Below are 25295 nucleotides of genomic sequence, written 5' to 3'. Positions count from 1 at the left end.
TGGTTCGGTGACCTCCACGCACGCCGAGCACCAGATCGAAACCGAACCACCCGCGGGCAGACCGACCCCACCCGTGCCACATCGCGGACACGGCCGGCTCAGGGAGGTCCCGCACATCGCGGGAATGATCCTCGGTGTCTTCGCCGTGCTGTGTTTCCTGTGGAGCCTGTCGCCCGCGCTGCGCTATCTGACGCACATACCGCGCCGCTACATCGACGCCTACTACTTCGACGCTCCCGACACGAACCTCATGTGGGCGCTAGTCGTCGGCCTGCTCGCGGGCGCGTTGGCCAGTCGCAAGCGCATCGCCTGGTGGTTGCTTGTCGGCTATCTCACGCTGTACACGCTGTCCAACGTGGTCGATTTCATCAATGACGGCGAGATCGACGCGCTGGTGGCGATGGTGCTGCATGTGCTCGCGATCGGTGTGCTCATCGGCGCCTGGCGCGAGTTCTACACCAAGGTGCGCCGCGGAGCGGGGCTGAAGGCGCTCGGGGTGCTGCTCGGTGGTCTTGCGATCGGCTGCCTGCTCGGCTGGGGTCTGGTAGAGCTGTTCCCCGGTTCGCTGCCCCAGGGCGGGCAGCGGCCCGCGTGGGCGGTCTATCGCGTCACCGCCGCGGTGCTTGTCGACAACGAACATTTCGACGGCCACCCGCGCGCGTTCGTCAACTTCCTGCTCGGTTTGTTCGGCGCGATCGCGCTACTGGCCGCGGTGATCATCCTGCTGCGCTCGCAGCGCGCGGCGAACGCGATGACCGGCACCGATGAATCCGCGATCCGCGGACTACTGGAGCATTCCGGCGTCGAGGATTCCCTCGGCTACTTCGCGACCCGCCGCGACAAGGCGGTGGTCTTCGCGCCCAGCGGCAAGGCCGCGGTCACCTATCGGGTGGAGCTCGGTGTCTGTCTTGCCAGCGGCGACCCGATCGGTGTCAAGGAGGCATGGCCGCAGGCGATCGATGCCTGGCTGCAACTTGCCGATCAATTCGGTTGGGCCCCAGCGGTTATGGGTGCCAGCGAATTCGGCGCGACGGCGTACCGGAGGGCCGGGCTTTCTGCGCTGCGTCTCGGTGATGAAGCCATCCTCGACACCAGAACTTTCTCGCTGGCAGGCCCCGAGATGAAACAGGTCCGTCAGGCCGCGAATCGCCTGCGCAAGCACGGAATACATGTGCGGATTCGCCGGCAGCGTGAGATTGCTCCCGAGGAGATGAAGCAGGTGATCGCCCGCGCGGACGCCTGGCGCGACACCGAGACCGAACGCGGTTTCTCCATGGCGCTCGGCAGGCTCGGCGACCGGCTCGACGGCGACTGTCTGCTGGTCGAGGCGGTCAACGGTCAGGATCGCGTACTCGGCATGCTGTCGCTGGTCCCGTGGGGGCGCTCCGGTGCCTCCCTGGAGCTGATGCGCCGCGACCCCCAAGGCCCCAACGGCGTGATGGAGCTGATGATCTCCCAGCTGGCGCTGACCTCCGAACAGCACGCCATTACCAAGGTCTCGCTCAACTTCGCGGTCTTCCGTTCGGTCTTCGAGGAAGGCGGGCGCATCGGCGCAGGGCCGATCCTGCGGCTGTGGCGTGGTGTGCTGCTGTTCTTTTCGCGATGGTGGCAGCTGGAGGCGCTGTACCGGTCGAATGTGAAGTACCAGCCGAACTGGGTGCCCCGGTTCTTCCTGTTCGAGGAGCGCAGGCAGCTGCCGCGCGTGGCGGTGGCCAGCGCACTGGCCGAGGGCTTCCTACCGCGGTTCGGCAAGGAACCCGAGACCGTGACGCACACCGGCGTCTATAGCGCGGTGCCACCGACATTGACCGGACTGCATCCCGACGGCAGCCCGCCGGCCCTGGCCGACATCGAGACCGCGGAGCCAGGCCATCGCCGTCCGGAGCAGGTGCGGGTGCGGATGGACAAGCTGGCCCGGCTCACCGACGCCGGGGTGGACGCATATCCGGTCGCCTATCCGCCCACCCACACCGTCGCCGCCGCCCGCCGGTCGCCGCGCGGCACCACCGTCCGAGTATGCGGCAGGCTGCTGCGCATCCGCGATTACGGCGGCGTGATCTTCGCGGTGGTGCGCGACTGGACCGACGACATCCAACTGGTCATCGATCGCGATCGCGTCGGCGCCGAACACAGCGCCGAATTCACCGAGTTCTTCGACCTCGGCGATCTGATCGAGATCAGCGGGCAGATCGGGCGCAGCCGTCGCGGTGAGCTCTCGCTGCTCGCCGCGGACTGGCGGATGATCGGCAAATGCCTGCATCCGTTGCCGGACAAGTGGAAAGGGCTCGCCGATCCCGAGGCGAAGGTGCGTCAGCGCTACGTCGACATGGCGATCAACCCGGAGGCCCGCGAGGTGCTCGCCAAGCGCAGCGCGGTGGTCCGATCACTGCGGGATTCGTTGCACGGCTGGGGTTATCTCGAGGTGGAGACCCCGATCCTGCAGCAGGTGCACGGCGGTGCGAACGCCACGCCGTTCATCACCCACATCAACGCCTACGACCTGGATCTCTACCTGCGGATCGCGCCCGAGCTCTATCTCAAGCGACTGTGCGTCGGCGGTATGGAGAAGGTGTTCGAGCTGGGCCGCACCTTCCGCAATGAGGGCGTCGACTTCAGCCACAATCCCGAGTTCACCATTCTCGAGGCCTACGAGGCACACAGCGACTACGAGCGGATGATGCACGTCTGCCGTCAGCTCATCCAGAACGCCGCCGTGGCGGCCAATGGCGCGGCGGTGGCGCTGCGGCCCAACCCGGACGGCTCATTCGAGCAGGTGGACATCTCCGGTGACTGGGCGGTGAAGACCGTGCACGGCGCGGTGTCCGACGCGCTGGGTACCGAGATCACCCCGGAGACGGACTTGGCGCAGCTGCGGGAGCTGTGCGATAAGGCGCATGTGCCCTACCAGCACGGCTGGGACACTGGGCAGGTGGTGCTGGAGATGTACGAGCACCTGGTGGAATCCCATACCGAGGAGCCGACCTTCTACATCAACTTCCCCACCTCGGTGTCGCCGTTGACCAGGGCGCACCGCAGCATTCCCGGGGTGACAGAGCGCTGGGACCTGGTCGCGTGGGGCGTCGAACTCGGTACTGCCTACAGCGAACTCACCGATCCGGTCGAGCAGCGCCGCAGGCTCACCGAGCAATCGATGCTCGCGGCCAACGGCGATCCGGAGGCGATGGAACTCGACGAGGAATTCCTGCAGGCGCTCGAGCACGCGATGCCGCCGACCGGCGGACTCGGGATGGGTGTGGACCGGATCGTCATGCTGATCACCGGTCGCAGCATTCGTGAAACCTTGCCCTTCCCGCTGGTGAAGCCGCGCTGAGCTTCACATGTGCCCGATTTGCCCGCTAATCTTGGACATTCGGCCCCGGGAGGAGGCCGATACCGGAGAGATGGGGATGCATATGTACCTAGACCTGTTGACCAACGCGAGTCTGCTGGACCATACGGTGTGGGCGAGCCCCGACACCTGGGCCGCGGGCGACACGTGGACCCAGGCGCTGGATTACGCGGCCAAGAAAAAGAAGAAGAGCTACGGCGGACTGATCTTCGGTGGCATCTGCTGCCTGCTCGTCGTCGCGCTGATCATCGGCGGCATCTACCTTCTCAAGAACCGCAAGAATCAGAACTGACCGCACCGACCGGTAGTCGGTACCCAGACGACAGGACCAGGGTCGCTCGCCGCGACCCGGGCCCTTCGTGGCTGTACGGTTCGGGCGTGCAGTGCGCGGCAAGGGCGGCCCCGTAAGCCGCCGCCGGGATCGCCCGGCCTCCGCCGAGCGTAGCCGATACGGCAGAGTGGGCTGTGTGCAGTTGATTCTCGTCCGTCACGCCCAACCGCTTCGGGTCATGAACGCCGACGGCCCGGCTGATCCCGAACTGGCCGCCGTCGGACTCGAGCAGGCCGAGCGGGTGCCCGCGGCGCTGAGCCACCATCGGATCAGCCGCGTAGTGAGCAGCCCGCAGCGGCGCGCCCGCGACACGGCCGCACCGACCGCCGCAAAGCTGGGTCTCGATGTCGAAATCATCGACGACCTCGCGGAATACGATCGCGACCTGCCCGCCTACATTCCGATCGAGGACGCCAAGATCGAGTTCCGGGCCGCCTACGAACGCATCAAGGCCGGTCAGCTGCCCGAGCAGGTCGACGCCGACGCCTTCCGCACCCGGGTGCGCGACGCCGTCCTCGAGATCGCCTCGGCCACCGATCCCGCCGACACGGTCGCGGTCTTCGCGCACGGCGGCGTGATCAATGTGATCCTGCAGGAAGTGCTCGACCTGGCGCGGCCGCTGACCTTTCCGATCGACTACTGCTCGATCACCCGAATCCTGTATTCGCGCACCGGCCGCCGCACCGCGGCGACCGTCAACGAGAACGGTCATGTCTGGGATCTGTTGCCGCGCAACATCGCTGCGCGGGAATGAGCATTCGGCCTTCGTCTCACAGGCACTCACAGGCGATTGCCAGTGCGATCGCACCAGCATCCCAGCGTCGGAACCTTCTATGGAACCGGTGAGCCGCCGCACCGCGACTCACGGTCCGAGAGAAAGGAATTCCGTGTTGCTCACCAAGACACCGATCTCGTTCAGGCGTCGCCTCGCCCGAGTGGCGGTGGCCGGCGCGCTGGTCACCGTTCCACTCGCCACGCTGGCGGTCACCGCGTCCGCCGAGACTCCAGACTCCGCCGGCACCGCGCAGGTCCAGGCGGTATCGGGCGAAGCCGTCCAGGAAGGAACGGAAATCAATGGCCCGCGCGGCGGTCACGACTTCCCTGATCGGCCGCGTCCGGATGGGCCGCGGGCAGAGTTCCGTGAACGCGGCGACCATCCCGGCCCTGGCAACGGGCCGCATCAGTTCAATCGGGTGCTGCCGCCGACCGGTTCGGCAGGTAGCAGCTAGCAATCGAAACACTGAAGGCCACCTCCCGCGCGGAAGGTGGCCTTCAGTGTTTCTTGCTCGAGATCAGGCCATGCCCGCGATCCAGTTGTGCATCCAGGAGACGGCGGTCTGGCCGCCACCCACCGAGTAGCTGCCGTAGAGCGTGTGGGCCTGCGACTTGTAGAACTCCTCGAGCTCCTTGGCCCGCTGCTGGTTGGCGGAGTCGGTGAGCTGCGACTGCAACAGCGGCACACCGCCACGCGCCATCAGGTCGTTCATGATCGCGCCCGCTTCGAGCTGGTAGCGCCAGATGTTGGCAGGATTCGCGTCGGAGGTCTGGGCCAGCCAACCCGCGAATCGGGTCACGAAGTCGTCGGAGGCGGTGGCGCAGTAGAGATCATCGGTCGCGCAGATGGTCCTGGTGCGGTCGCTGACCCAGCCGAAACCGCCGACGCGCGGGCCGCCCGCGCCCGCACCCGCGGCGGGCGGGCCGACCTGAACATCGGTGGGCGAGCGACGCGGGTCGGAGATCAGGCCGACGCCCGCGATCCGGTCCGGCGACACAACGCCGAGGCCCGTGCCGATTTCGGCCGCGAGATCACCGGCCGCGTCCGCACCCTGGCTGTATCCGACGAGGGCGATCTTGGTGCCTGCGCAACGCTGTCCCATCGCGCCGACGAGTCCGCGAGCCTTGTCGGTCGCTTCCTTCTTCGAGGCGCCGTAGACATCGCCTTCCCACGGGAACGCGGTCGCGGCGTAGGTCACGTAGTCGACATCGGTGGAACGGGGTAGCCCATTGGTGACACCGGACAGCATGCCGGGCTGTGGTTTCTTGTCGTGACCGGTCTCCCAGGTGCCGGGTATGGCAACGACGTACAGACTTGGGCACCCTGGATCGGCCGTTACAGAACCGCTACCGAAGACCAAACCAGACGCCATCGCCGCGCACACACCGAGACCCGCGGCAACTTTCTTCAACTGCATACTGCTCCAGTTCAACCTTTGCTCCCGCGGGAGCAAAATCCCGACAAGTTGTCACTACCTATGCTGACCTCGGCGGATGTCGTTCCAGTGCACGTCGGGTGAACGAAAATCACCCGCCAGCATGACGTACGCTACGCAATCCACATCCCAAGATTCGAGGCACACCGAAGATCACAATAGGGCCACGGCCTCGTCAACGCCATTCGAACCAGCAGGCGTGTCCGATTCCCGCCCCATCAAATTGGCACTGCCGGACGCAGTCCGTCGACAGCCGCGCCGGGCCGAGCGAAGGCGAGGCAGCCGCCGCGCCGGGCCGAGCGAAGGCGAGGCAGCCGCCGCGCCGGGCCGAGCGAAGGCGAGGCAGCCGCCGCGCCGGGCCGAGCGAAGGCGAGGCAGCCGCATATAGCCGCCGCCTGGTTCGCCTGCGCCACATGGACAGTCACCGCGACGGCAGTAGCAAATGTCGAGCACACGGCACCGGACGACAAAGGCGCCTGTGGATTTCGCAATCCACAGGCGCCTTCCGCTCCGGTAAGAGACGGGTCTATTTACTCAGCGCTGCGCGACCATCGTGGGGGTGATGGGCGCGGGCAACGCGGTTTCGCCTTCCAGGAACTTGTCGACGGCGGCCGCGGCGGCGCGGCCTTCGGCGATCGCCCAGACGATCAGGGACTGGCCGCGGCCCATATCACCAGCGACGAAGACGCCGGGGATGTTGGTCGCCCAGTTCTTGTCACGCTGGACATTGCCACGCTGGTCGTAGCCGACGCCGAGACCTTCGAGCAGGCCCGGCTTTTCGGGACCGGTGAAGCCCATGGCCAGCAGGACCAGGTCGGCCTCGAGGGTGAAGTCGGTGCCGTCGACCTTCTCGAAGCGGCCGTTGACCATCTTGACCTCATGGGCCTCCAGGCCGGTGACCTTGCCGTCGGCGCCGACGAAACGCTCGGTGTTCACCGAGAACACCCGCTCGCCGCCCTCTTCGTGCGCCGAGGAAACCCGGTACATCAGCGGGTAGGTCGGCCACGGAGTGGACGAGGCACGTTCCTCCGGCGGACGCGGCATGATCTCGAACTGGTGGATGCTCTCGGCGCCCTGCCGGTGCGACGTGCCCAGGCAGTCGGCGCCGGTGTCACCGCCACCGATGATGATGACCTTCTTGCCCTTGGCGTGGATCGGGGGCAGGCCGTCGGCGTCGGTGACGTCGTCACCGAGCTGCACCCGGTTGGCCCACGGCAGGAATTCCATCGCCTGATGGATGCCGTTCAGGTCGCGACCCGGAATCGGCAAGTCACGCGCGAGCGTCGCGCCACCGGCGAGCACCACCGAGTCGAACCGCTCACGCAGCTGCTCGGCGGTGATGTCGACACCGACGTTCACGCCGGCCTTGAAGATGGTGCCCTCGGCCTCCATCTGCGCGATCCGGCGGTCGATGAAGCGCTTCTCCATCTTGAATTCCGGGATGCCGTAGCGCAGCAGACCGCCGATGCGGTCGGCGCGCTCGAACACGGTCACGGTGTGGCCCGCGCGGGTCAGCTGCTGCGCGGCGGCCAGACCGGCCGGACCGGAACCGACGACGGCGACCTTCTTGCCGGTGATGCGGGTCGGGTAGACCGGGGTCACCCAGCCCTCGTCGAAGGCGTTCTCGATGAGATCGATCTCGACCTGCTTGATCGTCACCGGGTCCTGGTTGATGCCGAGGACACAGGACGCCTCGCACGGCGCAGGGCACAACCGCCCGGTGAACTCCGGGAAGTTATTGGTCGCGTGCAGCCGGTCGATGCCCTCACGCCACTGGCCCCTGTAGACCAGGTCGTTCCACTCCGGGATCAGGTTGCCCAGCGGACAGCCGTTGTGACAGAACGGAATACCGCAATCCATGCACCGGCTGGCCTGACGCTGAAGGGTTTCCTTCGGGTACCCCTGCTCGTAGACCTCTTTCCAGTCCATCAGACGCAGCGGAACCGGACGACGCGTCGGCAGCTCCCGCTTGGTGTGCTTCAGAAATCCTTGCGGGTCAGCCACGTGCTGCCTCCATAATCGCTTCGTCGACGTCGGTGCCGTTCTTCTCGGCCTCGGAAATCGCGAGCAGAACCTTCTTGTACTCCCGCGGCATGACCTTCACGAAGTGGTTCACCTGCTGCGACCAATCGCTCAGAATGCGGTCGGCAACAGCGGAACCCGTCTGATCACGGTGCTGTGTGATGATGTCGCGCAGCCAGGTGAAATCGTCACCTGACAGTTGCTCGACGGCGTCGGCCTGCTCGGGGTTGAGCCTGGCCTCGAAGGTGCCGTTCGGGTTGTAGACGAACGCGACACCGCCGGACATACCTGCGCCGAAGTTGCGGCCGGTCTCACCGAGGATGACGACCCGACCACCGGTCATGTACTCGCAGCCGTGATCGCCCACACCCTCGACCACCGTGGTGGCGCCCGAGTTGCGCACGGCGAACCGCTCGCCGACGACGCCGCGGATGAACGCCCGACCGCTGGTCGCGCCGAACAGGATCACGTTGCCCGCGATGATGTTCTCTTCCGCGACGAACTCGGCCGGTGCGTTCAGGGATGGGCGGACCACCAGGTGGCCGCCGGAAAGTCCCTTGCCGACATAGTCGTTCGCGTCACCGAGCACCCGCAGCGTGATGCCGGCGGGGACGAAGGCGCCGAAGCTGTTGCCCGCGGAGCCGGTGAAGGTGATGTCGATGGTGTCGTCGGGCAGGCCCGCGCCACCGTAGAGCTTGGTCACCTCGTGGCCGAGCATGGTGCCGACGGTGCGGTTCACGTTCGAGATCTTGGTTTCGAACTTCACCGCCTGACCACGCTCGAGCGCATCGCGGCTCTGCGTGATGAGCTGCTGGTCCAGCGCCTTGTCCAGACCGTGGTCCTGCGTCTTGGTGCAGCGACGGTCCTGGCGCATGAACGCCGTCTCGACGTCGTCGAGGATCGGCGACAAGTCCAGCTTGCTGGCCTTGAAGTGCTGCTTGGCCTTGGTGGTGTCGAGCATGTCGACCCGGCCGATGGCCTCGTCGAGCGTGCGGAAGCCCAACTGCGCCAGCAGTTCCCGAACCTCTTCGGCGATGAACAGCATGAAGTTCTCGACGAACTCCGGCTTGCCGGTGAAGCGCTCGCGCAGCACCGGGTTCTGCGTCGCGACACCCACAGGGCAGGTGTCGAGGTGGCAGACCCGCATCATGATGCAGCCCGAGACCACCAAAGGCGCAGTGGCGAAACCGAATTCCTCGGCGCCGAGCAGCGCGGCGATCATCACGTCGCGACCGGTCTTCATCTGGCCGTCGACCTGCACGACGATGCGGTCGCGAAGTCCGTTGAGCAGCAACGTCTGCTGGGTCTCGGCCAAGCCGAGCTCCCACGGACCACCCGCGTGCTTGAGCGAGGTCAGCGGCGAGGCGCCGGTGCCGCCGTCGTGGCCGGAGATCAGCACCACGTCGGCGTGTGCCTTCGACACACCGGCCGCAACCGTGCCGACGCCAGGCTCCGCAACAAGTTTCACGTGAATCCGCGCCTGCGGGTTCGCGTTCTTCAGGTCGTGGATCAGCTGCGCCAAGTCCTCGATCGAGTAGATGTCGTGGTGCGGCGGCGGCGAGATCAGGCCGACGCCGGGTGTCGAGTGCCGTACCTCGGCGACCCACGGGTACACCTTGTGCGCCGGAAGCTGGCCGCCCTCACCGGGCTTAGCGCCCTGCGCCATCTTGATCTGGATATCGGTGCAGTTGGTCAGATAGTGCGCGGTCACGCCGAAGCGGCCCGACGCCACCTGCTTGATCGCACTGCGCCGCCAGTCGCCGTTCTCCTCCGGCTCGAAGCGGGACGGGCTTTCGCCGCCCTCACCCGAGTTCGAGCGTCCGCCGAGGCGGTTCATCGCGATCGCCAGGGTCTCGTGCGCCTCCGAGGAGATCGAGCCGTAGCTCATCGCGCCGGTGGAGAACCGCTTGACGATCTCGCCGGCAGGCTCGACCTCGTCGATCGAGATCGCGGCCCGGTTGGTGGTGTTGAACTTGAACAGGCCGCGCAGCGAGGCGAGCTGCTCGGACTGGTCGTCGACCAGCTTGGTGTACTGCTTGAAGATCGAGTACTGACCGGTGCGGGTCGCGTGCTGCAGCTTGAACACGGTGTCCGGGTTGAACAGGTGGTATTCGCCCTCGCGCCGCCACTGGTATTCACCGCCCACTTCGAGCTCGCGGTGCGCGCGTTCGTTGCGGTTCTCCAGGAACGCGACGGTGTGGCGGGCGGCCACATCGGTGGCGATCTCGTCGAGCCCGATGCCGTCGAGATGCGAACGCAGACCGGTGAAGTACTCGTCCACCAGGTCCTGCGACAGACCGATGACCTGGAACAGCTGCGCGCCGGTGTAGGAGGCCAGGGTGGAGATGCCCATCTTGGACATCACCTTCAGCACACCCTTGCTTGCGGCCTTGTTGTAGTTCGCAACCGCCTTGCGGTAGTCGGCGGCCAGATCACCGGTGCTGCCGGGGACCTGGAGTCCGCCGCGCTCGAGCATGTCCTCGATGGTCTCGAAGGCCATGTACGGGTTGATCGCGCCCGCACCGAAGCCGACGAGCATGGCCATGTGGTGCACCTCGCGGGCGTCACCGGCCTCGACTACGAGACCGACCATGGTGCGGGTGCGCTCGCGGACCAGGTGGTGGTGCACCGACGAGGTCAGCAGCAGCGACGGAATCGGCGCCAGCTTCTCGTTGGACTCACGGTCGGACAGCACGATGATCCGCGCGCCGCCGTCGATGGCGGCCGACACCTGGGTGTTGATCGCCTCGAGCGCCTTGCGCAGGCCTTTGCCGCCCTGCTTGACCTGGTACAGACCGCGCACGACCACCGAACGCAGCTCGGGCTGCGAACCGTCGTCATTGATGTGCACGAGCTTGGCCAGCTCGTCGTTGTCCAGGATCGGCGACGCCACAGTGATCTGGTGGCAGGACTCCGGTCCCGGATTCAGCAGGTCGGCTTCCGGACCGATGGCCCGGCGCAGGCTGGTGACGACTTCCTCGCGGATCGCGTCCAGCGGCGGGTTGGTGACCTGCGCGAACAGCTGCGAGAAGTAGTCGAACAGCAGTCGCGGCCGCGACGAGAGCACCGCGATCGGGGTGTCGGTTCCCATCGAGCCGAGCGCTTCGAGACCGGTCTTCGCCATCGGCGAGATCAGCAGGTTCAGCTCTTCGTTGGTGTATCCGAAGATCTGCTGCCGGATCAGCACGCGGTCGTGCGACATGTGCACGTGCGGGCGGTCGGGCAGGTCGGCAAGCTTGGTCACGCCCGCGTCGAGCCACTGCTGATACGGGTGCTCGACGGCCAGCTGCGACTTGAGCTCCTCGTCGCCGACGATGCGGCCCTGCGAGGTGTCGACAAGGAACATGCGGCCGGGCTGCAGCCGGACCTTCTTGACCACCTTCGCCGGATCGATGTCGAGGACACCGACCTCGGAGGCCATCACGACGAGGCCGTCATCGGTGACCCAGATGCGGCTGGGGCGCAGACCGTTGCGGTCGAGCACGGCGCCGACGACGGTGCCGTCGGAGAAGCACACCGATGCGGGGCCGTCCCACGGCTCCATCAGCATCGAGTGGTAGCGGTAGAAGGCCCGACGCTGCGGGTCCATCGTCTCGTTGCGTTCCCAGGCTTCGGGAATCATCATCAAGACCGCGTGGGGCAGGCTGCGGCCGCCGAGGTGCAGCAGTTCCAGCACCTCGTCGAAGCGGGCCGTATCGCTTGCCCCGGGCGTACAGACCGGGAAGATCTTCTCGAGCCGGTTGTTGCCCGCCTCGTTGGTGCCGAACACCTCGGAGCGCAGCAGCGCCTCGCGGGCCCGCATCCAGTTCTCGTTACCGGTGACGGTGTTGATCTCGCCGTTGTGCGCGACCCGGCGGAACGGGTGCGCCAGCGGCCACGACGGGAAGGTGTTGGTGGAGAACCTGGAGTGCACGATGCCGAGGGCGGACTCCATCCGGTCGTCCTGCAGGTCCAGGTAGAAGGCGCGCAGCTGCGGCGTGGTGAACATGCCCTTATAGACGAAGGTCTGCCCGGACAGGCTCGGGAAGTACACCGACTCCTTGCCGACCGCGCCTTCGCCTGCACCCGCCTTGCCGAGCTCGTGCTCCACCCGCTTGCGCACGACGTAAGCGCGGCGCTCGAGATCCATGCCCGACAACTGCGCGGCCGCACCCTTCGGAGAGCCGATGAAGATCTGCCGGAAGGTGGGCATGGCGTCGCGGGCCAGGGCGCCGAGGGTGGACTCGTCGGTGGGCACATCGCGCCAGCCGAGGACCGCGAGGCCCTCGGACTCGACGATCCGCTCCAGGCCGTAGGCGGCCTTGGTCGCCTCCCGGCGGGCCTGCGGCAGGAAGGCGATACCGGTGGCGTAGGAGCCCTCCGGCGGCAACTCGAAATCGACCACGGCGCGGAAGAACCGGTCCGGAATCTGGATCAGGATGCCTGCACCGTCACCACTATTGGGTTCGGCGCCTGCGGCACCACGGTGCTCCAGGTTCAACAGAGCCGTAATAGCCTTGTCGACGATGTCGCGGCTGCGGCGGCCGTACATGTCGACGACGAATGCGACACCACAGGCGTCGTGTTCGTTCGCCGGGTCATAGAGCCCGATGGGTCCAGGGGACCTGTGGCCAGGAAGTTGCGTCATGCCTCTGCCTTCAAGAAAGTCGGCCTCGATGAGGTTGGCCTGCGTGAAAAACGGCCTTTCGTCGAATGCCTCCGTCAAGACTGCGCCCGTACGTTCCGGATCCAGCCGCGCTGATGGTCCGGCGTGCAGTCACGTCTCCAGTTGTCCACCCGCTGGTGTTACGTAGTGGGTGCTCGGCGGTAACGGAACGCTTACGAGTTCCTTACCTCCGTGCGGGTGCTCGCCCACTAGGCTGAGCACCGGCGTGAGGTGCCCGAGCGGGCAATCGTGGCCGAACATTCTGTGTTCGACGTAAGAGCAAACGATAAGTCAGGTCCAGGGCCCAACCAACCAAGGTTGCACTAATAACCAGGTCTAGCTGGGCTTCTTCATTGGGGTCCTCCACGTGTGCGCGTTGTCCAGTGTAAAGCAGCGAACCTGGCGGGATCGATCCCCTGGCACCGAGTGCCAGCCAACGACACCTGGCGGGTCAGACCTGGCCGATAGCGCAGCTCGCGCTGCCAGAACCGGCCCTCACCTGCATCGAAGATGATTTCCCCTGCTCCGCAGCGGGCAAACCACCTTGTCGGCGGCTAACTCGACAAGGGACCCGGTGAGACATTTCCGACAGGGTCATGACAAGCACAGAACCCGATCCGACCGTCCGGACTCTTTTGCTTTTTGTGGTTTTCAGCACATTTCCAGCAATCATTCCGAAGTGCTTTACGCCACACAGCGACACCGAAGCATCAGCGCGGCAGCGAAACCCGTCCGCGGGCTATGGCGCGCAGAGGGTGGCGACGGCGCGAATCAGGGCGGCCTGGTGCAGCGCGTCGGCACGCCCCGAGGTCAGGACACCGAAAACGCTGGGAGCAAGCCTTTCCATGCAGTCGGGCGCGGTCAGCTCGTCGCGCTGTGCGGCCAACTGCTCGACAATGTCCACGTTGAGCCGATCGATCCGCGGGCGCACCTTCGACAGATCCGGTGGGGCCGCAGGCGCCGCCGCCGGATCGAATCGCCAGCGTGCGACCAGTCCGCGCTGGACGATCTTGCTGGCCTCGATCTGGCCGGAAAACACCTGCCTGATCCAGTTTTCGGGCAGGTCGCGCCCGGCGCCGATGCGGGCCATATCGTCGTAGACCTGGGCCTCGCGGCCCGGATCATCGATCGACGGCGCTGTTCCGAGCTGCTGCGCTGTCGCCCACTTCGCCGCAGCGACCGCATCGGCGGTGTCGATCCGATCGACCACCAACTCGACGAGCCTGTGCAGTGACCCGGTGCGCGGCTCGACAGGCGACGCGAGAGCGCTAGCAGGAACCAGCACGACCAGCGCCACCGACAGCAGGACCAGCAGGCCACCGCGCAATCCAGACCTCCACGCTCGGAAACGAATCACCGTGCCAGGTTAAGCGGCTGCCCCGCCTTCGCTCGGCCCGGCGCGACCGGCGACGGACTTCGTCGGCAGTGCCATCAGGCGACTGGCTCGCCTTCGCTCGATTCGGCGCGACCAGCGACAGACGCCGCACAGCAGTCCAATCAGGCGACTGCCTCACCTCGGCTCGATTCGGCGCGACCGGCGACGAACTCCGTCCACGGCGTGCCATCAGGCGGTCGACCCGCTCGGTTCGACTGCGCCGGGAGCGTTTCCGCTCGTGGGGAGGCATCCGGCAACCGAATCTTTGTGAACCTGAACACATACGCAGGACCGTGCTCGGTGTGTCGGGCCGTGGCCTGTCACGCTGTGACAACGAATCTGTGACAGTTTCGCCAAGCTCGCCACAATGACTGGGACGTAGAGGATGTGAGATCCCATGACGGTCACCGGCATGGTCGCCTGGCTCGGCGGAGATCTCGAGCGGACGCAGGATGCGACAGCACCCGGCACCGAACTCGATGACCGGCACGAGCACGCGAGTTACGCCGTCACCGGTGCCGTCGTGCTGCTGTTCGCGACGGTGTCCGGCGCGATAACGACGCTCGCTCTCGCCGCGGCCGACACCTGGCCGTTGCTCGCCAATATTGCCGCGGCCCTCGTCGTCGCGCTGCTGGCAGGCGCGGTCGCTCGCGCGCTCGCCACCCCGCGCCCCGGTGGCACACCGGACCGGCTCGGAGTGATCGCGCGGATCGCCGTAGCGGTATTGGTCGGCGGATTGGTTGCCGAGTTGGCCGCGATCGTCGTATTCGGTGGTTCCGTCGACCGGCTCTTGGATGAGAAGGCCCAGCGCTCGGTTGCCTCGGCTCCTGCGGTGGTGGCTGCCAACGCCGAGCTGGATCGCGCCCGCGCCGACCGGACTTCGCTGGATCAGGCGATCGCCAAGGCGCAAACCGACATCGATCACGCGCTTGTCATTGCAAGGTGTGAATTCAACCCGAGCCCGGAGTGCCCCCGGACCCATATCACCGGGGTGCCCGGCCGCGGACCCGAAGCACAGACCGCCAACGACATGCTCGCGGATGCCCGCAAGCAGCTGGCGGCGGCACAGGATCGGGTGCCCCCGCTCGACCAGCGCGTCGCCGACGACCAAAAGACCGTCCGCGCAGCCGAATCCACCGCTTTCGCCGACGCCGACCGCGGCCTCGGCGCGCGCTGGCAGGCCATGAACGAATACACCGGCCACAACGCGGGCGCACTGCCACTTCGGGTGCTGACGATCGTGGCCTTGATCTTCCTGGCATTGCTGCCGCTGATCCTTCGGTGGTGGCGCGGCGAAACCTCCATCGACCGTCGCCTCGCCGCCCAAACCGTGCAGGACCGCGCCGAGCGTACCGCCGACGCCGAGATCGCCATCAAACGCGCCGAGGTGCGGACCGAGGCAGCCGCACTGCGCGCCGAACACGAACTCACCGCGGCGCGACTGGCCGTCGAGGCGGACGCCGCGATCGATCGGGAACGCCAGCGCACCCACATCATCGCCGCTATCGGCGGGCTCGAGCTCGGCATCACCGAGCCGCCGCGCCGCCGCGAACTACCAGCCGCACCGGCTGGCGACCGAGAGGACACCTCCGTGTCTCACGCGACACCGAACCTGCCCGCCACCGTGACAGTGGGCGCACTCGCACCGGGGACCACCGCGGCCGCATCGACCCCTGCCGTCGCAGCCCCCACCCCGGCCACCAAAGGCGGCGGCCTCGAACTCCCCATCATCGGCACGGTGCCCTTCTCCGACACGGCGGCCCGTTTCATCCGCCCCCTCGTCCCCGCCTTCGTCACCAATGCGATCGACTCCGCAACCAACCCGTTGCGCACCGCCCGCCAGGCCTTCGAGGAGGTCGAGGAAATCACCTTCACCCTCCGCCGCACCCGCAAGGTCACCGTCGACTCCCAGGACTCGCACGCACCAGCGATGAACGCCGCCCCCGTCGGCTACCAACTGCCCCCTGGTTCACCTCAGTGGCAGGCCCAGCAGATCGCCTCCACCGTCGTCGACGCGGACTACCAGCAGCAGTACGCGAGCCCGAACGACCCGCGCTATTACTCCGCACTGCCACCCACCGGTGCGCACGGCTACGGCCTGCCCGCAGCACACACCCACAGCGAGCTGCCCGCACGACACACCCCCGAACTCCCCGGCCGCCCCCAACGCGAACTCCCACCCGGCCACTGAACCCCACCCCGTTCTGATCCCCTCCCTCGACACCTCACCCGCCGAGCTCCGCAGCACCCAATCGAGCGCAGTGAAATGGTTGCTCAGATCCCTCTCGGTAGCCACCATTTCTCTCACCGACCCGGCCGAACACCTCGTGTAGCAACCCGACGCCCACCAGACGGAGTGCCCGGTTACCACACAGGTGGTGGGCCGGGCGGGGTCCGGGACCGACACGGGTGTGACGGCCGTCGAGATCGGGGTGGTATTGGATTCAGCGCGATCGTGGTGTGCGCCAACGCTATCCACCGCAGCCGGGTGCGTGCCCGACAGCGGCGTGCGGCGCACCTACAACCGGACCCGTAGCCGGAACGCCACCGACGCGGCGAGGAGCATCACCGCCGAAGTGCCGATGGCCGCGATGTGGATGCCCGAGACGAACGCCTCGTGCACCGAGGTCAGGAACTCGGCACCGACGGATTCCGGTAGTCCACGCGCTACTTCTGTGGCACCGCCCAAGGATTCGGACGCGGTTTCCGCATGCTCGGCAGGGATCAGCGACATATCGAGGCCGTTGCGGAATACCGCCATGACCACGCTGCCGAGCACCGCAACGCCCAGCGCGATGCCGGTCTCGTACGCCGTTTCCGAGACCGCCGCCGCCGCACCGGCGCGCGCCGCAGGCGCGGAGCTGACCACCAGATCCGACGAGATCGTCAGCGAGACACCGACACCGGCGCCGGTGAACAGGAAGGCGACGATGAATGTCACGTTGCTCGTCGCATCGGCGCCGAGTAGCAGGAATAGTGCCGAACCCATCGCCGCGACCAGCAGCGAACCACTGAGCACCAGGCCGGGCCGCAGATACCGCACCAACCATGCGGACGCGAGCGCCGCGATCACGTTGGCCGCAAGACCGGGCAACAGCAGCAGGCCCGCCTCCAAGGGCGAGTGGCCGAGCACGAGTTGCAGGTACTGCGAGGCGAAGAACAGCTCGCCGGCCAGCGCGAACACCGAAAGCAGGCTGGTGAGCACCGCGATGCGAAACCTCGGCACTGCAAACAGCTTCAGATCGATCATCGGGTGCTCGAGACCGCGCTGCCGATGCACGAACAGCACACCGGCGAGCACGCCGATCGCACCGATACCGACCATTCCCAGGCTGGGACCGTGGGCAGCGCTCTCCTTGACCGCGTACACCACCGGCACCAGGGCCAGCATGGACAGCGCGGCACTCGGCAGATCGAACCGGCCGGGGTTCGGATCACGGGATTCCGGCAGGAGGACCGGGCCGAGCACCAGCAGTGCCAGCATGACCGGCAGGTTCACCAGGAACACCGAGCCCCACCAGTAGTGCTCGAGCAGCCAGCCGCCCAATAGCGGACCTGCCGCCGCGCCACCGCCTGCCATCGCACTCCAGACCGCGATGGCAACCGTGCGCTGGCGCGGATCGAGGAACATCGAGCGGATCAAACCCAGCGTTGCGGGCATCAGGGTCGCACCGGCGACACCTTGCAGCACGCGGGCGGCGATGAGCATCTCGGGCGAAACCGACCACGCCGCGATCGCCGACGCGACCGCGAAGCCGACGCCACCCATCAGCAGCAGCCGGCGCCGCCCGATCCGGTCGCCGAGGTTGCCCATCACCACCAGCAGACCGGCGAGTACGAACGAATACACGTCGATGATCCACAGCAGCTGCGGTGTGGTCGGCGTCAGATCGGCGCTGATCGCGGGCACCGCGAGGTCGAGCACCGTGGCGTCGACGGCGAGCAGCAGCAGCGCGAGTGCGAGCACGGCGAGGCCGGCCCAGTCGCGGGTGGTGGCGCGGGGCGGGGCGGTGATCCCCGTCGCCGGCCCGAAATCGTTCCGGGTGTCCTTCGTGGTCTGTGTGCTCATCGACTTTCCCGACTCTCGTCGCGGGTTTCTTACCGTCCAGACGGTACAGTAAATCTACATTACCGTCCAGCCGGTATAGTCATCCAAGTGACGGCAACCACCCGCGACCGCATCCTGGACGCGCTCGAAACTCTGCTGCTGGAAAAGGGCATGTCCCAGGTGACGCTGGAGAGCGTCGCCGCGACCGCCGGCGTCTCCAAAGGCGGCCTGCTCTATCACTTCAAGAGCAAGGACGCCCTGCTCGCCGGCCTGGTCAGACGCCTCGGCGAACGCGCGGAACAGCACCTGGGCGACGCCGTCGCGCACGGCACCTCGGTCGCCGAGTGGTACCTGCAGACCCCGAACCCCGACGACGCCGCGGAAGCGGTGGAACTCGAGGTCTACCGATCCATGCTCGCGACCATGCGCACCATCGATGCCAGCTCCGGCCCGGACACCGACGAGGTGCAGCAGGCACTCACCGACATGCTGAACGCCTGGTCGACCGGCCTCGACGAGGAAATCGACGACCCGGTGCGCGCCGACATCGTCCGGCTGGTCGGCGACGGCGTGTACCTGCGGGCTCTGCTCGGTTTGCCGCCCATCGAGCCGCAGCGGTACCGGGCCGTCGTGGATCGCCTTCTCGAACGCTGAGCGGCGAGGTTCCCGCTCCGCTCCCGGCGAAGCCGCCCGGCACGCTCTAGACTCGGCCCCGTGCAACCAGCCGCCGAGCAGGCCGGTGCCGTCGGGGCGGGAGATCATCCATCACCAGGGTCACCTGGGCCGACGGTGCCGATCCGTCCACTGCGCTTTCGTGAACTGCTCGACGAGCCGTTCACGCTGATCCAGGCGAACATCGTGGTACTGGCCTGCTCAACGATCGTCGGATTAGTCGTCGCCGAGCTGATCGTTGTCGCGATCACCGCTGGCGTGTCGCACCTGACGCACGGCTCCGACCAAGGCACTCGATGGGCTGCGATTCTGTCGACGGCGGCCTGCGCCTGGTTGCTGCGGTTCGTGCTGCGCGGGCTGACCGTCGCCATCGGGCTTGCCGGTGTCGCCGGATCCCCGATCAGGTGGCGCACCGCGCTGCGCGGGACGGCGACCGTCGGCACGCCCCTGCTGGTGTTCCACGTGCTGTTCACGCTGGTCGGGGTGAGCGTGCTGGCGCTGGGCAGCATTCTTGTCGTCACCTTCCCGCTCGGGCTGCTGTGGCTCGGTTATCTGCGGGCCCAGCGGTTCGTCGCGGTGCCGGTGATGTTCGTCGAGCGGGCCTCGCACGCCACGGCGGTGGCACGTTCGCAACTGCTCGTCGCCGGAGCGGAGTGGCCGACCGCGGGGTTGTGGCTGTGCCAGCGCGGCCTGACGGTGCTGCTGGTCGTGCCGTTGCTCGGCATCCCGTGGTTCCTCTCGGATTTCTCGGGCACGCACCGCTGGCAGGTCATCGTGCTCACCACCTCGGCGGTGCTGTTGATCGTCGCCTTCGGTGAGGTCGTCGAGGCGGCGACACGCGTGGTGTCGTATGTGGATCGGCGTTGCCGCCGTGAGGGACTCGATATTCGAGTGCCGGAGGCACGATGACCGACGCCGAGCACCCAACCGACAACCTCACCCCCGAGCCCTGGCCTCCGGTGCACGAGCCGGCGGCCCCACCGCCGCCTCGGCTCGGCGCGGCCGCGCATCATCGCGCCGCCGCCGAGTCGGCCGCCGAGCACCGTGACTTCGATGCCGCGCTGCGCGAACGCTTCCGCGCCGTGCTGCGCGGGCTCGAGCAGGGCGGCCTACTCGAGGTACGTCGCTCGCGCACTGCACGGGAGACCGCCGACGACGCCACCACCGTGCTACCGCTCGAGGCCGCGACCCAACTCCATCCCGCCGCTTACAGTTTCGACGAAATCGTCTACGGGGGCAGGCACGCCACCGAAGATGAATACCGCAGCCTCGAATATGCCGACCGATACTCCGGCGCCGCGCCGCCGCCCGCACCGGAACCTGCCGAAGTAGCGGTCACCGAGAAACCGCCGCGAACGCGCAGGCAACGGCCCCCGCTGCCAGAACTGCTTCGCAGCCCGAAGTTCTGGGTTGGTCTCGCGGGCGTGGTCGTACTCCTGCTGCTGCTCTACGCGATGCTGAACGCCTGTGGTGCGCCGGACCCCCGGACACCGCAGAAACCGCCGCGGATGCCGCCGCCGACGGACTACCCCGACAGCCCGGACATCGACGCACCCGGTGCCGGCGCAGGCCAGGATTCCATCTTCAGCCGACTACCTGGACCGGTCGCCTTCGGCGGACTCCAGTTCTTGATCGCCGCAGCGCTATTGGTGTGGTGGCGGGCCCGCCGCCGCGGCGCGCTCGTCGGTGAGCCGCGGCCGGTCGAGGTCGCGGCGAACGAACTGCTCGCCGGGCAGGCCGCGCTGTATCGCCGAGCCAAGGACTACGAACATGTCGCGTCGAAGCTGCGCGCGGCGACCCTGCGCCGCATCCGCCCGCACCTCGGCGCCACCGCCGAAACCACTCCGGACCGACTGATCGCCGCAGTCAGCACACGCATCGGCGCAGACCCGAGCATGGTCGGCTCGACCCTGTATGGTCCGGTGCCCGACACGGACACCTTGCATCTTGTTGCCGCACAACTCGAATGGATCGAGGCGGAGGTCGGATGAGACATCATCACCCAGCGCCTATCCGGGTAGTCGGGTTACGGAATCACCCGCACGACACCGGAGGGTGGACGAGACATCACCATTCAGCGCCCATCCGGGTAGTCGGGTTACGGAATCACCCGCACGACACCGGAGGGCGGACGAGACATCACCACCCAGCGCCCATCCGCGTACTCGGGTTACGGAATCACCCACACGACACCGGAGGGTGGATGGGACATCGTCGCCGAGCGCTCGTCCCGCCGATGGGGTGCGGTAACCCCGGCACGACACAGGAGGTCGGATGACCAGTATGACCAACACCAACCACACCCCCACCGCCGAAGAGGCGGGTGCAGCGTTCGCCGCGCTGCGCGCCGAGATCGGTAAAGCGGTGGTCGGCAATGACACCGCGATCATGTACCTGGTTCTCGCGCTGCTGTGCCGCGGCCACGTGCTGTTGGAAGGTGTTCCCGGCGTAGCGAAAACGCTGCTGGTTCGGGCGTTGGCGACGGCATTGGACCTCGAGCATGCCCGCGTCCAGTTCACACCGGACCTGATGCCCGCCGATGTCACCGGCTCGCAGATCTACGACCCGCACTCGGCGGAGTTCACCTTCCGGCACGGGCCGGTGTTCACCAATCTGCTGCTTGCCGACGAAATCAACCGCACCCCGCCGAAGACGCAGTCCGCGCTGCTGGAATCCATGGAGGAGCGCCAGGTCTCGGTCGACGGCAAGCCACGGCCGCTGCCCGATCCGTTCGTGGTGGTCGCCACCCAGAACCCCATCGAGCAAGAGGGCACCTACCCGTTGCCGGAGGCGCAGCTGGACCGGTTCCTGTTCAAGGTCGACATCCAATTGCCCAGTCGCGATGACGAATTCCGCATCCTGCAGCGGCACGCCGGCGGATTCGACCCGCGCGATCTGGCCGCCGCCGGGCTGCGGCCGGTCGCGGGACCGGCACATATCGCCGCAGGCCGGGCCGCGGTCTCGCACGTCACCATCAGCCCGGAGGTGCTCGCCTACACCGTGGACATCTGCCGGGCCACCCGCACTTCACCCGCCGTCCAGCACGGTGCGTCCACGCGCGGCGCCACCGCCCTGATGGCGGCCGCGCGCGCGTTCTCCTGGCTCAACGGGCGCGGCTTCGTGACGCCCGACGACGTGAAATCGGTGGCGGTTGCGGTGCTGCGACACCGCCTGCACCTGCGACCCGAGGCGGAGCTGGACGGGGTGACGACCGAGGGCGTGATGTCGTCGCTGCTGCTGTCGGTCCCGGTCCCGGTGTAGCTCGTGGTCGTCACCGGTCGGCTGGCCGCCGCGGGCGCGGTGGTCGCGCTGTTCGTCGTCTTCGTCATGCCGACCTGGCTCGGGGTGGCATTGATGACGAGTGCGCTTGCCGCCGCTGTGCTCGTCGATATGGGCTCGGTCGCCCGCCCGCGCGACCTCACTCTCAGCAGAGCACCGCTGACCGTCGTCCGCCTCGGCCGCAGCACCGAGGTGGAGCTCGTCGTACTCAACAGCGGAACCCGCACCGTGCGCGGCACCCTGTGGGACGACTGGCCCGGCAGCGCACGCGCCGCACACCGCGCGCACCGACTGGATCTGGCGCACAACACGCGGACGCGCTTGCACACCACGCTCACGCCGACCTACCGCGGCGATCGAGCGGCGGGCCCGGTCACGCTGCGTCTGATCGGCCCGCTGGGCGTCGCGGGCAGGCAGACCCGGCGCAGCGTGCCCGCGCGGGTGCGCGCGCTGCCGCCGTTCCGCAGCGAACGCCTGATGCAGTCGAAAGTGAAACGGCTGCAACATCTCGAGGGTCGCAATGTCGCGAACCTGCGCGGCCAGGGCACCGAGTTCGACTCGTTCCGTGAGTACGTCCCGGGCGACGACGTGCGGTCCATCGACTGGCGCGCCACCGCACGAGCTACCGACGTGCTGGTGCGCACCTGGCGTCCGGAACGCAACCGGCACATGCTGATGCTGCTCGACACCGGTCGCATCAGTGCCGGCCGGGTCGGCAGTCCTGGGCACATCGACGATGGCACCCGACTGGACGCGAGCATCGAGGCCGCGCTGCTGCTCGGCGGGCTGGCCGCCGCGGCGGGCGATTCGGTGGATCTGCTCGCCTTCGACAGGAAGGTTCGGGCGGAGGTTCGCGGTGTCGGTGGAAAAGGGTTGCAGCTGAAGCTGATGCACGCGATGGCAGGCATCAGCCCCGCCCTTGTCGACACCGACAGCGCGGGAATGGTCCGCGCGACCATCCAACGCACCCGCCGCCGCAGCCTGGTGGTCTGGTTCACCAGCCTCGACGGCGCCGCGGTGCAGGAGAACCTGCTTCCGGTGCTGCCCGTGCTCGCCCAACGGCACCGGGTCTTGATCGTCTCCGTCACCGACCCCGAGATCGCCGCGGCCGCCGCGCGCCGCGACACCAGCGCCGACCTCTACCTCGCCGCCACCGCGGAGACCATCCTCGCCGAGCGCGCGCTGGTCCAGGACTCGCTGCGCCGCAGGGGAATCGCGGTCGTCTCCGCATCCCCGGACCGTCTGCCGGAGGCCTTGGCCGACGAGTACCTCGAACTTAAGCAGTCCGGAACTATGTGAGTGCAGCGGCGGTAGGCACTAACCGCGGATAGCGACCATGGCGAACGGTGAGACAGCCGACGGTGCGGCAGGCAGTGCTCGGCGTTGGCGTTCGGCGATCACCGCGCCGAGCACCTGCACCGGCGGATAGCCCAGCGGCGGCCGAATCTGCAGCCGCTCGCAGAGCGCGCTGACAAGTGCCTGGCCGAGATTCGCCTGCACGGCCGGAGTGAGCGTGCGGACCCGTGTCAGGTATTGACGCACCGAGAGCGCGAGATCCTCGGGGAGGCCGGAGAGGTCGAGCTGTCCGGCCCAGCCTGCGAGCCAGGGCGGGGCGGTGGCGAGCGCGGGCCGCGGCAGGCTCGTCTGGGCATGCACCACAACGGTTCCGGCGAGCACGTCACCGATGCGGCGCGCGTTCGGGGAACACATCGAGGTGAGCACCGCGATGGCGCCGAAACCGCCGAGGACCCAGAAATCGACGATGCCGCCCGCAAGGCCGCGGGTGAGCGCATGCCGGAAATCGATCGGTCCGCCGTCGGCGCGCACCACCCGCAGGCCGATCATCACCTTGCCGACCGTGCGCCCGTGCATCAGGGTTTCGCAGGCAACCGGGTAGCCGATGAGCACCCCGACGATCGCCACCAGCGCTGCCACATCCATCCACGCCGAGTCCGCGCCCGCGGCGGCCAGCACTGCGGCGGCCGCGAACAACAGCGAGCAACCCAGCGCGAACTGCACCACGACATCGATGAGGAAAGCAGTCGCTCTGGTGGGGATTCGTGCGATCGGCAGCTCGAGCGCGACCGCTTCGCCGGTAGTGAATTCAGCCATGTCGAATAGCATTCTTCCGACCAGTGGTGAGGGAGGCAACCAATGGACGTCGACGCGTATAGCTACACCCACCGGCGGTCCTGGGACCGGCTGGACTATCTGGCCCGGCGCCGGTCGCTGAGCGGCGCCGAGGCGGACGAGCTCGTTGCGCTGTACCGGCGGACCTCACAGCAGCTGGCTCGGTTGCAGTCGCACAGTCCCGACCCCGAACTCATCGCCGGGCTCAGCGCATTGCTGGCGCGGGCGCGCGGCAAGGTGCTCGGCACCAAGGCCGATACCTGGGCGGAGATCGGCAGGTTCTGCAGCCACCAATTCCCTGCGGCGGTCTACCGGGCCTGGCCGTGGTGGGTGAGCGTCGCGGCGGTGTTCCTTGTGGTGTCGGGCGGGCTTGCGGTGTGGGTACAAGGGTCCGGTGTGGCGCACGACCTACTCGGGCTCCCTGACAACACCGACGCACTCACCGAACCGGGCGGCAAATTCGAGACCTACTACTCGGAGCATCCGCAGGGTGCGTTCGCCGCGCAGGTGTGGACGAACAACGCGTGGGTGTCGGCGATCGCGTTGTTCACCGGTGTGCTGATCCTGCCAGCGGTGTACCTGCTGTTCATGAACGCGCTCAATGTAGGTGTCAGCGCCGGACTCATGGCCGAGGCAGGCAGGCTCGACTCGTTCTTCGGGTTCATCCTGCCGCACGGGATGCTCGAGCTGACCGCGGTTTTCGTGGCGGGCGGGGCCGGATTGAAGCTGGGCTGGACGCTGATCGATCCGGGTCGCGCCAGCAGGCTCGAGGCGGTGGCGCGGCAGGGACGAGCCACCGCGGTGATCGCGCTCGGCTTGGTCGGTGTCCTGCTGGTGTCCGGCTTCCTGGAGGGTTTCGTCACACCGAGCCCGCTGCCTGCGTCGGCGCGCATCGCGATCGGGTTCGTCGCCGAAGTCTTGTTCCTGGTTTATGTGTTCGGCGCGGGTCGGCGCGCGGCGCTCGAGCAGGAGGCGGTGGTGGAGGGGAACCCGGCCGAGGATCGCTGGCAGACAACGCCGAGCACACGGTGAGTGAAATGACTCCGGGCAATCGGTAGCAACGATGCGCTACAGCCTAGTTTTCGACTCCCCCATTTGAGTTCCGCTGGCCGCAGCGAGTCCAGCTCAGCTGCGGCCAGCGTTACCGTCAACTGTACACAATCGTTATCCGCACGCAACCCTCCACGCCGAGGCCGAGCGTATAAAGCAGCACGCCAGCAAACCCATGTGGGCG

At 67.4% G+C, this 25295-nt stretch carries 17 protein-coding genes; 11 read left to right on the top strand and 6 right to left on the bottom strand.

The window, feature by feature from the left end; genetic code table 11:
* Window positions 1-7: 7 nt before the first annotated feature.
* The 4 genes from lysX (at window position 8) to ACLMAL_RS05320 (ending at window position 4909) form a co-directional block, all read left to right on the top strand.
* On the top strand, window positions 8-3331 hold the full coding sequence (gene lysX / locus ACLMAL_RS05335) for a bifunctional lysylphosphatidylglycerol synthetase/lysine--tRNA ligase LysX (protein WP_411998042.1): 3324 nt from the start codon (window positions 8-10) through the stop codon (window positions 3329-3331).
* A 76-nt stretch (window positions 3332-3407) separates the two neighbouring features.
* Window positions 3408-3641 carry a hypothetical protein gene (locus ACLMAL_RS05330; protein ID WP_406235073.1) on the top strand — a complete coding sequence of 78 codons (234 nt, stop codon included), beginning with the start codon at window positions 3408-3410 and terminating at the stop codon, window positions 3639-3641.
* A 175-nt stretch (window positions 3642-3816) separates the two neighbouring features.
* A complete protein-coding gene (locus ACLMAL_RS05325; protein ID WP_411998041.1) occupies window positions 3817-4434 on the top strand; it encodes a histidine phosphatase family protein in 618 nt (205 codons plus the stop codon).
* A gap of 133 nt (window positions 4435-4567) precedes the next feature.
* Window positions 4568-4909, top strand: a complete 342-nt coding sequence (locus ACLMAL_RS05320; protein ID WP_411998040.1) for a hypothetical protein — start codon at window positions 4568-4570, stop codon at window positions 4907-4909.
* 63 nt (window positions 4910-4972) lie between these two features.
* Here the strand turns inward: ACLMAL_RS05320 and ACLMAL_RS05315 are convergent, their stop codons facing one another.
* From ACLMAL_RS05315 to aroQ, 4 genes are all read right to left on the bottom strand, one after another.
* Window positions 4973-5872 (bottom strand): cutinase family protein, encoded by a 900-nt coding sequence (locus ACLMAL_RS05315; RefSeq protein ID WP_328407854.1) that lies wholly within the window; start codon window positions 5870-5872, stop codon window positions 4973-4975.
* 552 nt (window positions 5873-6424) lie between these two features.
* Window positions 6425-7894 (bottom strand): glutamate synthase subunit beta, encoded by a 1470-nt coding sequence (locus ACLMAL_RS05310; protein ID WP_411998039.1) that lies wholly within the window; start codon window positions 7892-7894, stop codon window positions 6425-6427.
* Window positions 7887-12539 carry a glutamate synthase large subunit gene (gene gltB / locus ACLMAL_RS05305; RefSeq protein WP_411998038.1) on the bottom strand — a complete coding sequence of 1551 codons (4653 nt, stop codon included), beginning with the start codon at window positions 12537-12539 and terminating at the stop codon, window positions 7887-7889. Before gltB ends, ACLMAL_RS05310 begins: the two co-directional genes overlap by 8 nt.
* Window positions 12540-13296: 757 nt before the next feature.
* A complete protein-coding gene (gene aroQ, locus ACLMAL_RS05300) occupies window positions 13297-13914 on the bottom strand; it encodes a gamma subclass chorismate mutase AroQ (protein ID WP_411998037.1) in 618 nt (205 codons plus the stop codon).
* Between the two features lie 415 nt (window positions 13915-14329).
* Here aroQ and ACLMAL_RS05295 point away from each other — a divergent pair, with 415 nt between their 5' ends.
* Window positions 14330-16123 carry a DUF4407 domain-containing protein gene (locus ACLMAL_RS05295; protein WP_411998036.1) on the top strand — a complete coding sequence of 598 codons (1794 nt, stop codon included), beginning with the start codon at window positions 14330-14332 and terminating at the stop codon, window positions 16121-16123.
* Window positions 16124-16450: 327 nt separating this feature from the next.
* On the opposite strand, the gene ACLMAL_RS05290 is transcribed toward ACLMAL_RS05295, so the two are convergent.
* Window positions 16451-18001 (bottom strand): MFS transporter, encoded by a 1551-nt coding sequence (locus ACLMAL_RS05290; protein WP_411998035.1) that lies wholly within the window; start codon window positions 17999-18001, stop codon window positions 16451-16453.
* Window positions 18002-18088: 87 nt separating this feature from the next.
* On the opposite strand from ACLMAL_RS05290, the gene ACLMAL_RS05285 reads away from it, so the two are divergent.
* The 5 genes from ACLMAL_RS05285 (at window position 18089) to ACLMAL_RS05265 (ending at window position 23230) form a co-directional block, all read left to right on the top strand.
* Window positions 18089-18634 (top strand): TetR/AcrR family transcriptional regulator, encoded by a 546-nt coding sequence (locus tag ACLMAL_RS05285; RefSeq protein ID WP_411998034.1) that lies wholly within the window; start codon window positions 18089-18091, stop codon window positions 18632-18634.
* 60 nt (window positions 18635-18694) lie between these two features.
* The gene (locus ACLMAL_RS05280) at window positions 18695-19561 is read left to right on the top strand and encodes a hypothetical protein (RefSeq protein WP_411998033.1); all 867 of its coding nucleotides are present in this window, start codon (window positions 18695-18697) and stop codon (window positions 19559-19561) included.
* Window positions 19558-20643 carry a DUF4129 domain-containing protein gene (locus tag ACLMAL_RS05275; RefSeq protein ID WP_411998032.1) on the top strand — a complete coding sequence of 362 codons (1086 nt, stop codon included), beginning with the start codon at window positions 19558-19560 and terminating at the stop codon, window positions 20641-20643. The genes ACLMAL_RS05280 and ACLMAL_RS05275 overlap by 4 nt, the downstream gene beginning before the upstream one ends.
* A 283-nt stretch (window positions 20644-20926) precedes the next feature.
* A complete protein-coding gene (locus ACLMAL_RS05270; RefSeq protein ID WP_411998031.1) occupies window positions 20927-21913 on the top strand; it encodes an AAA family ATPase in 987 nt (328 codons plus the stop codon).
* Window positions 21914-21916: 3 nt separating this feature from the next.
* Entirely contained in the window at window positions 21917-23230 is a 1314-nt protein-coding gene (locus ACLMAL_RS05265; protein ID WP_411998030.1) for a DUF58 domain-containing protein, read from the top strand.
* 18 nt (window positions 23231-23248) lie between these two features.
* On the opposite strand, the gene ACLMAL_RS05260 is transcribed toward ACLMAL_RS05265, so the two are convergent.
* Window positions 23249-24043: an RDD family protein gene (locus ACLMAL_RS05260; RefSeq protein ID WP_411998029.1), complete on the bottom strand. Its 795-nt coding sequence runs from the start codon at window positions 24041-24043 to the stop codon at window positions 23249-23251.
* Window positions 24044-24085: 42 nt separating this feature from the next.
* Between ACLMAL_RS05260 and ACLMAL_RS05255 the strand changes: the two genes are divergently transcribed.
* Window positions 24086-25093 carry a stage II sporulation protein M gene (locus ACLMAL_RS05255; RefSeq protein ID WP_411998028.1) on the top strand — a complete coding sequence of 336 codons (1008 nt, stop codon included), beginning with the start codon at window positions 24086-24088 and terminating at the stop codon, window positions 25091-25093.
* Window positions 25094-25295 lie beyond the last annotated feature (202 nt).

Origin of the sequence: Nocardia sp. CWNU-33 (assembly GCF_046764895.1) — a bacterium.
Classification (GTDB): Bacteria; Actinomycetota; Actinomycetes; order Mycobacteriales; family Mycobacteriaceae; genus Nocardia.
The sequence above is the reverse complement of the archived record's forward strand: the minus strand, read 5'-3'. Positions and strand labels throughout refer to the sequence as shown.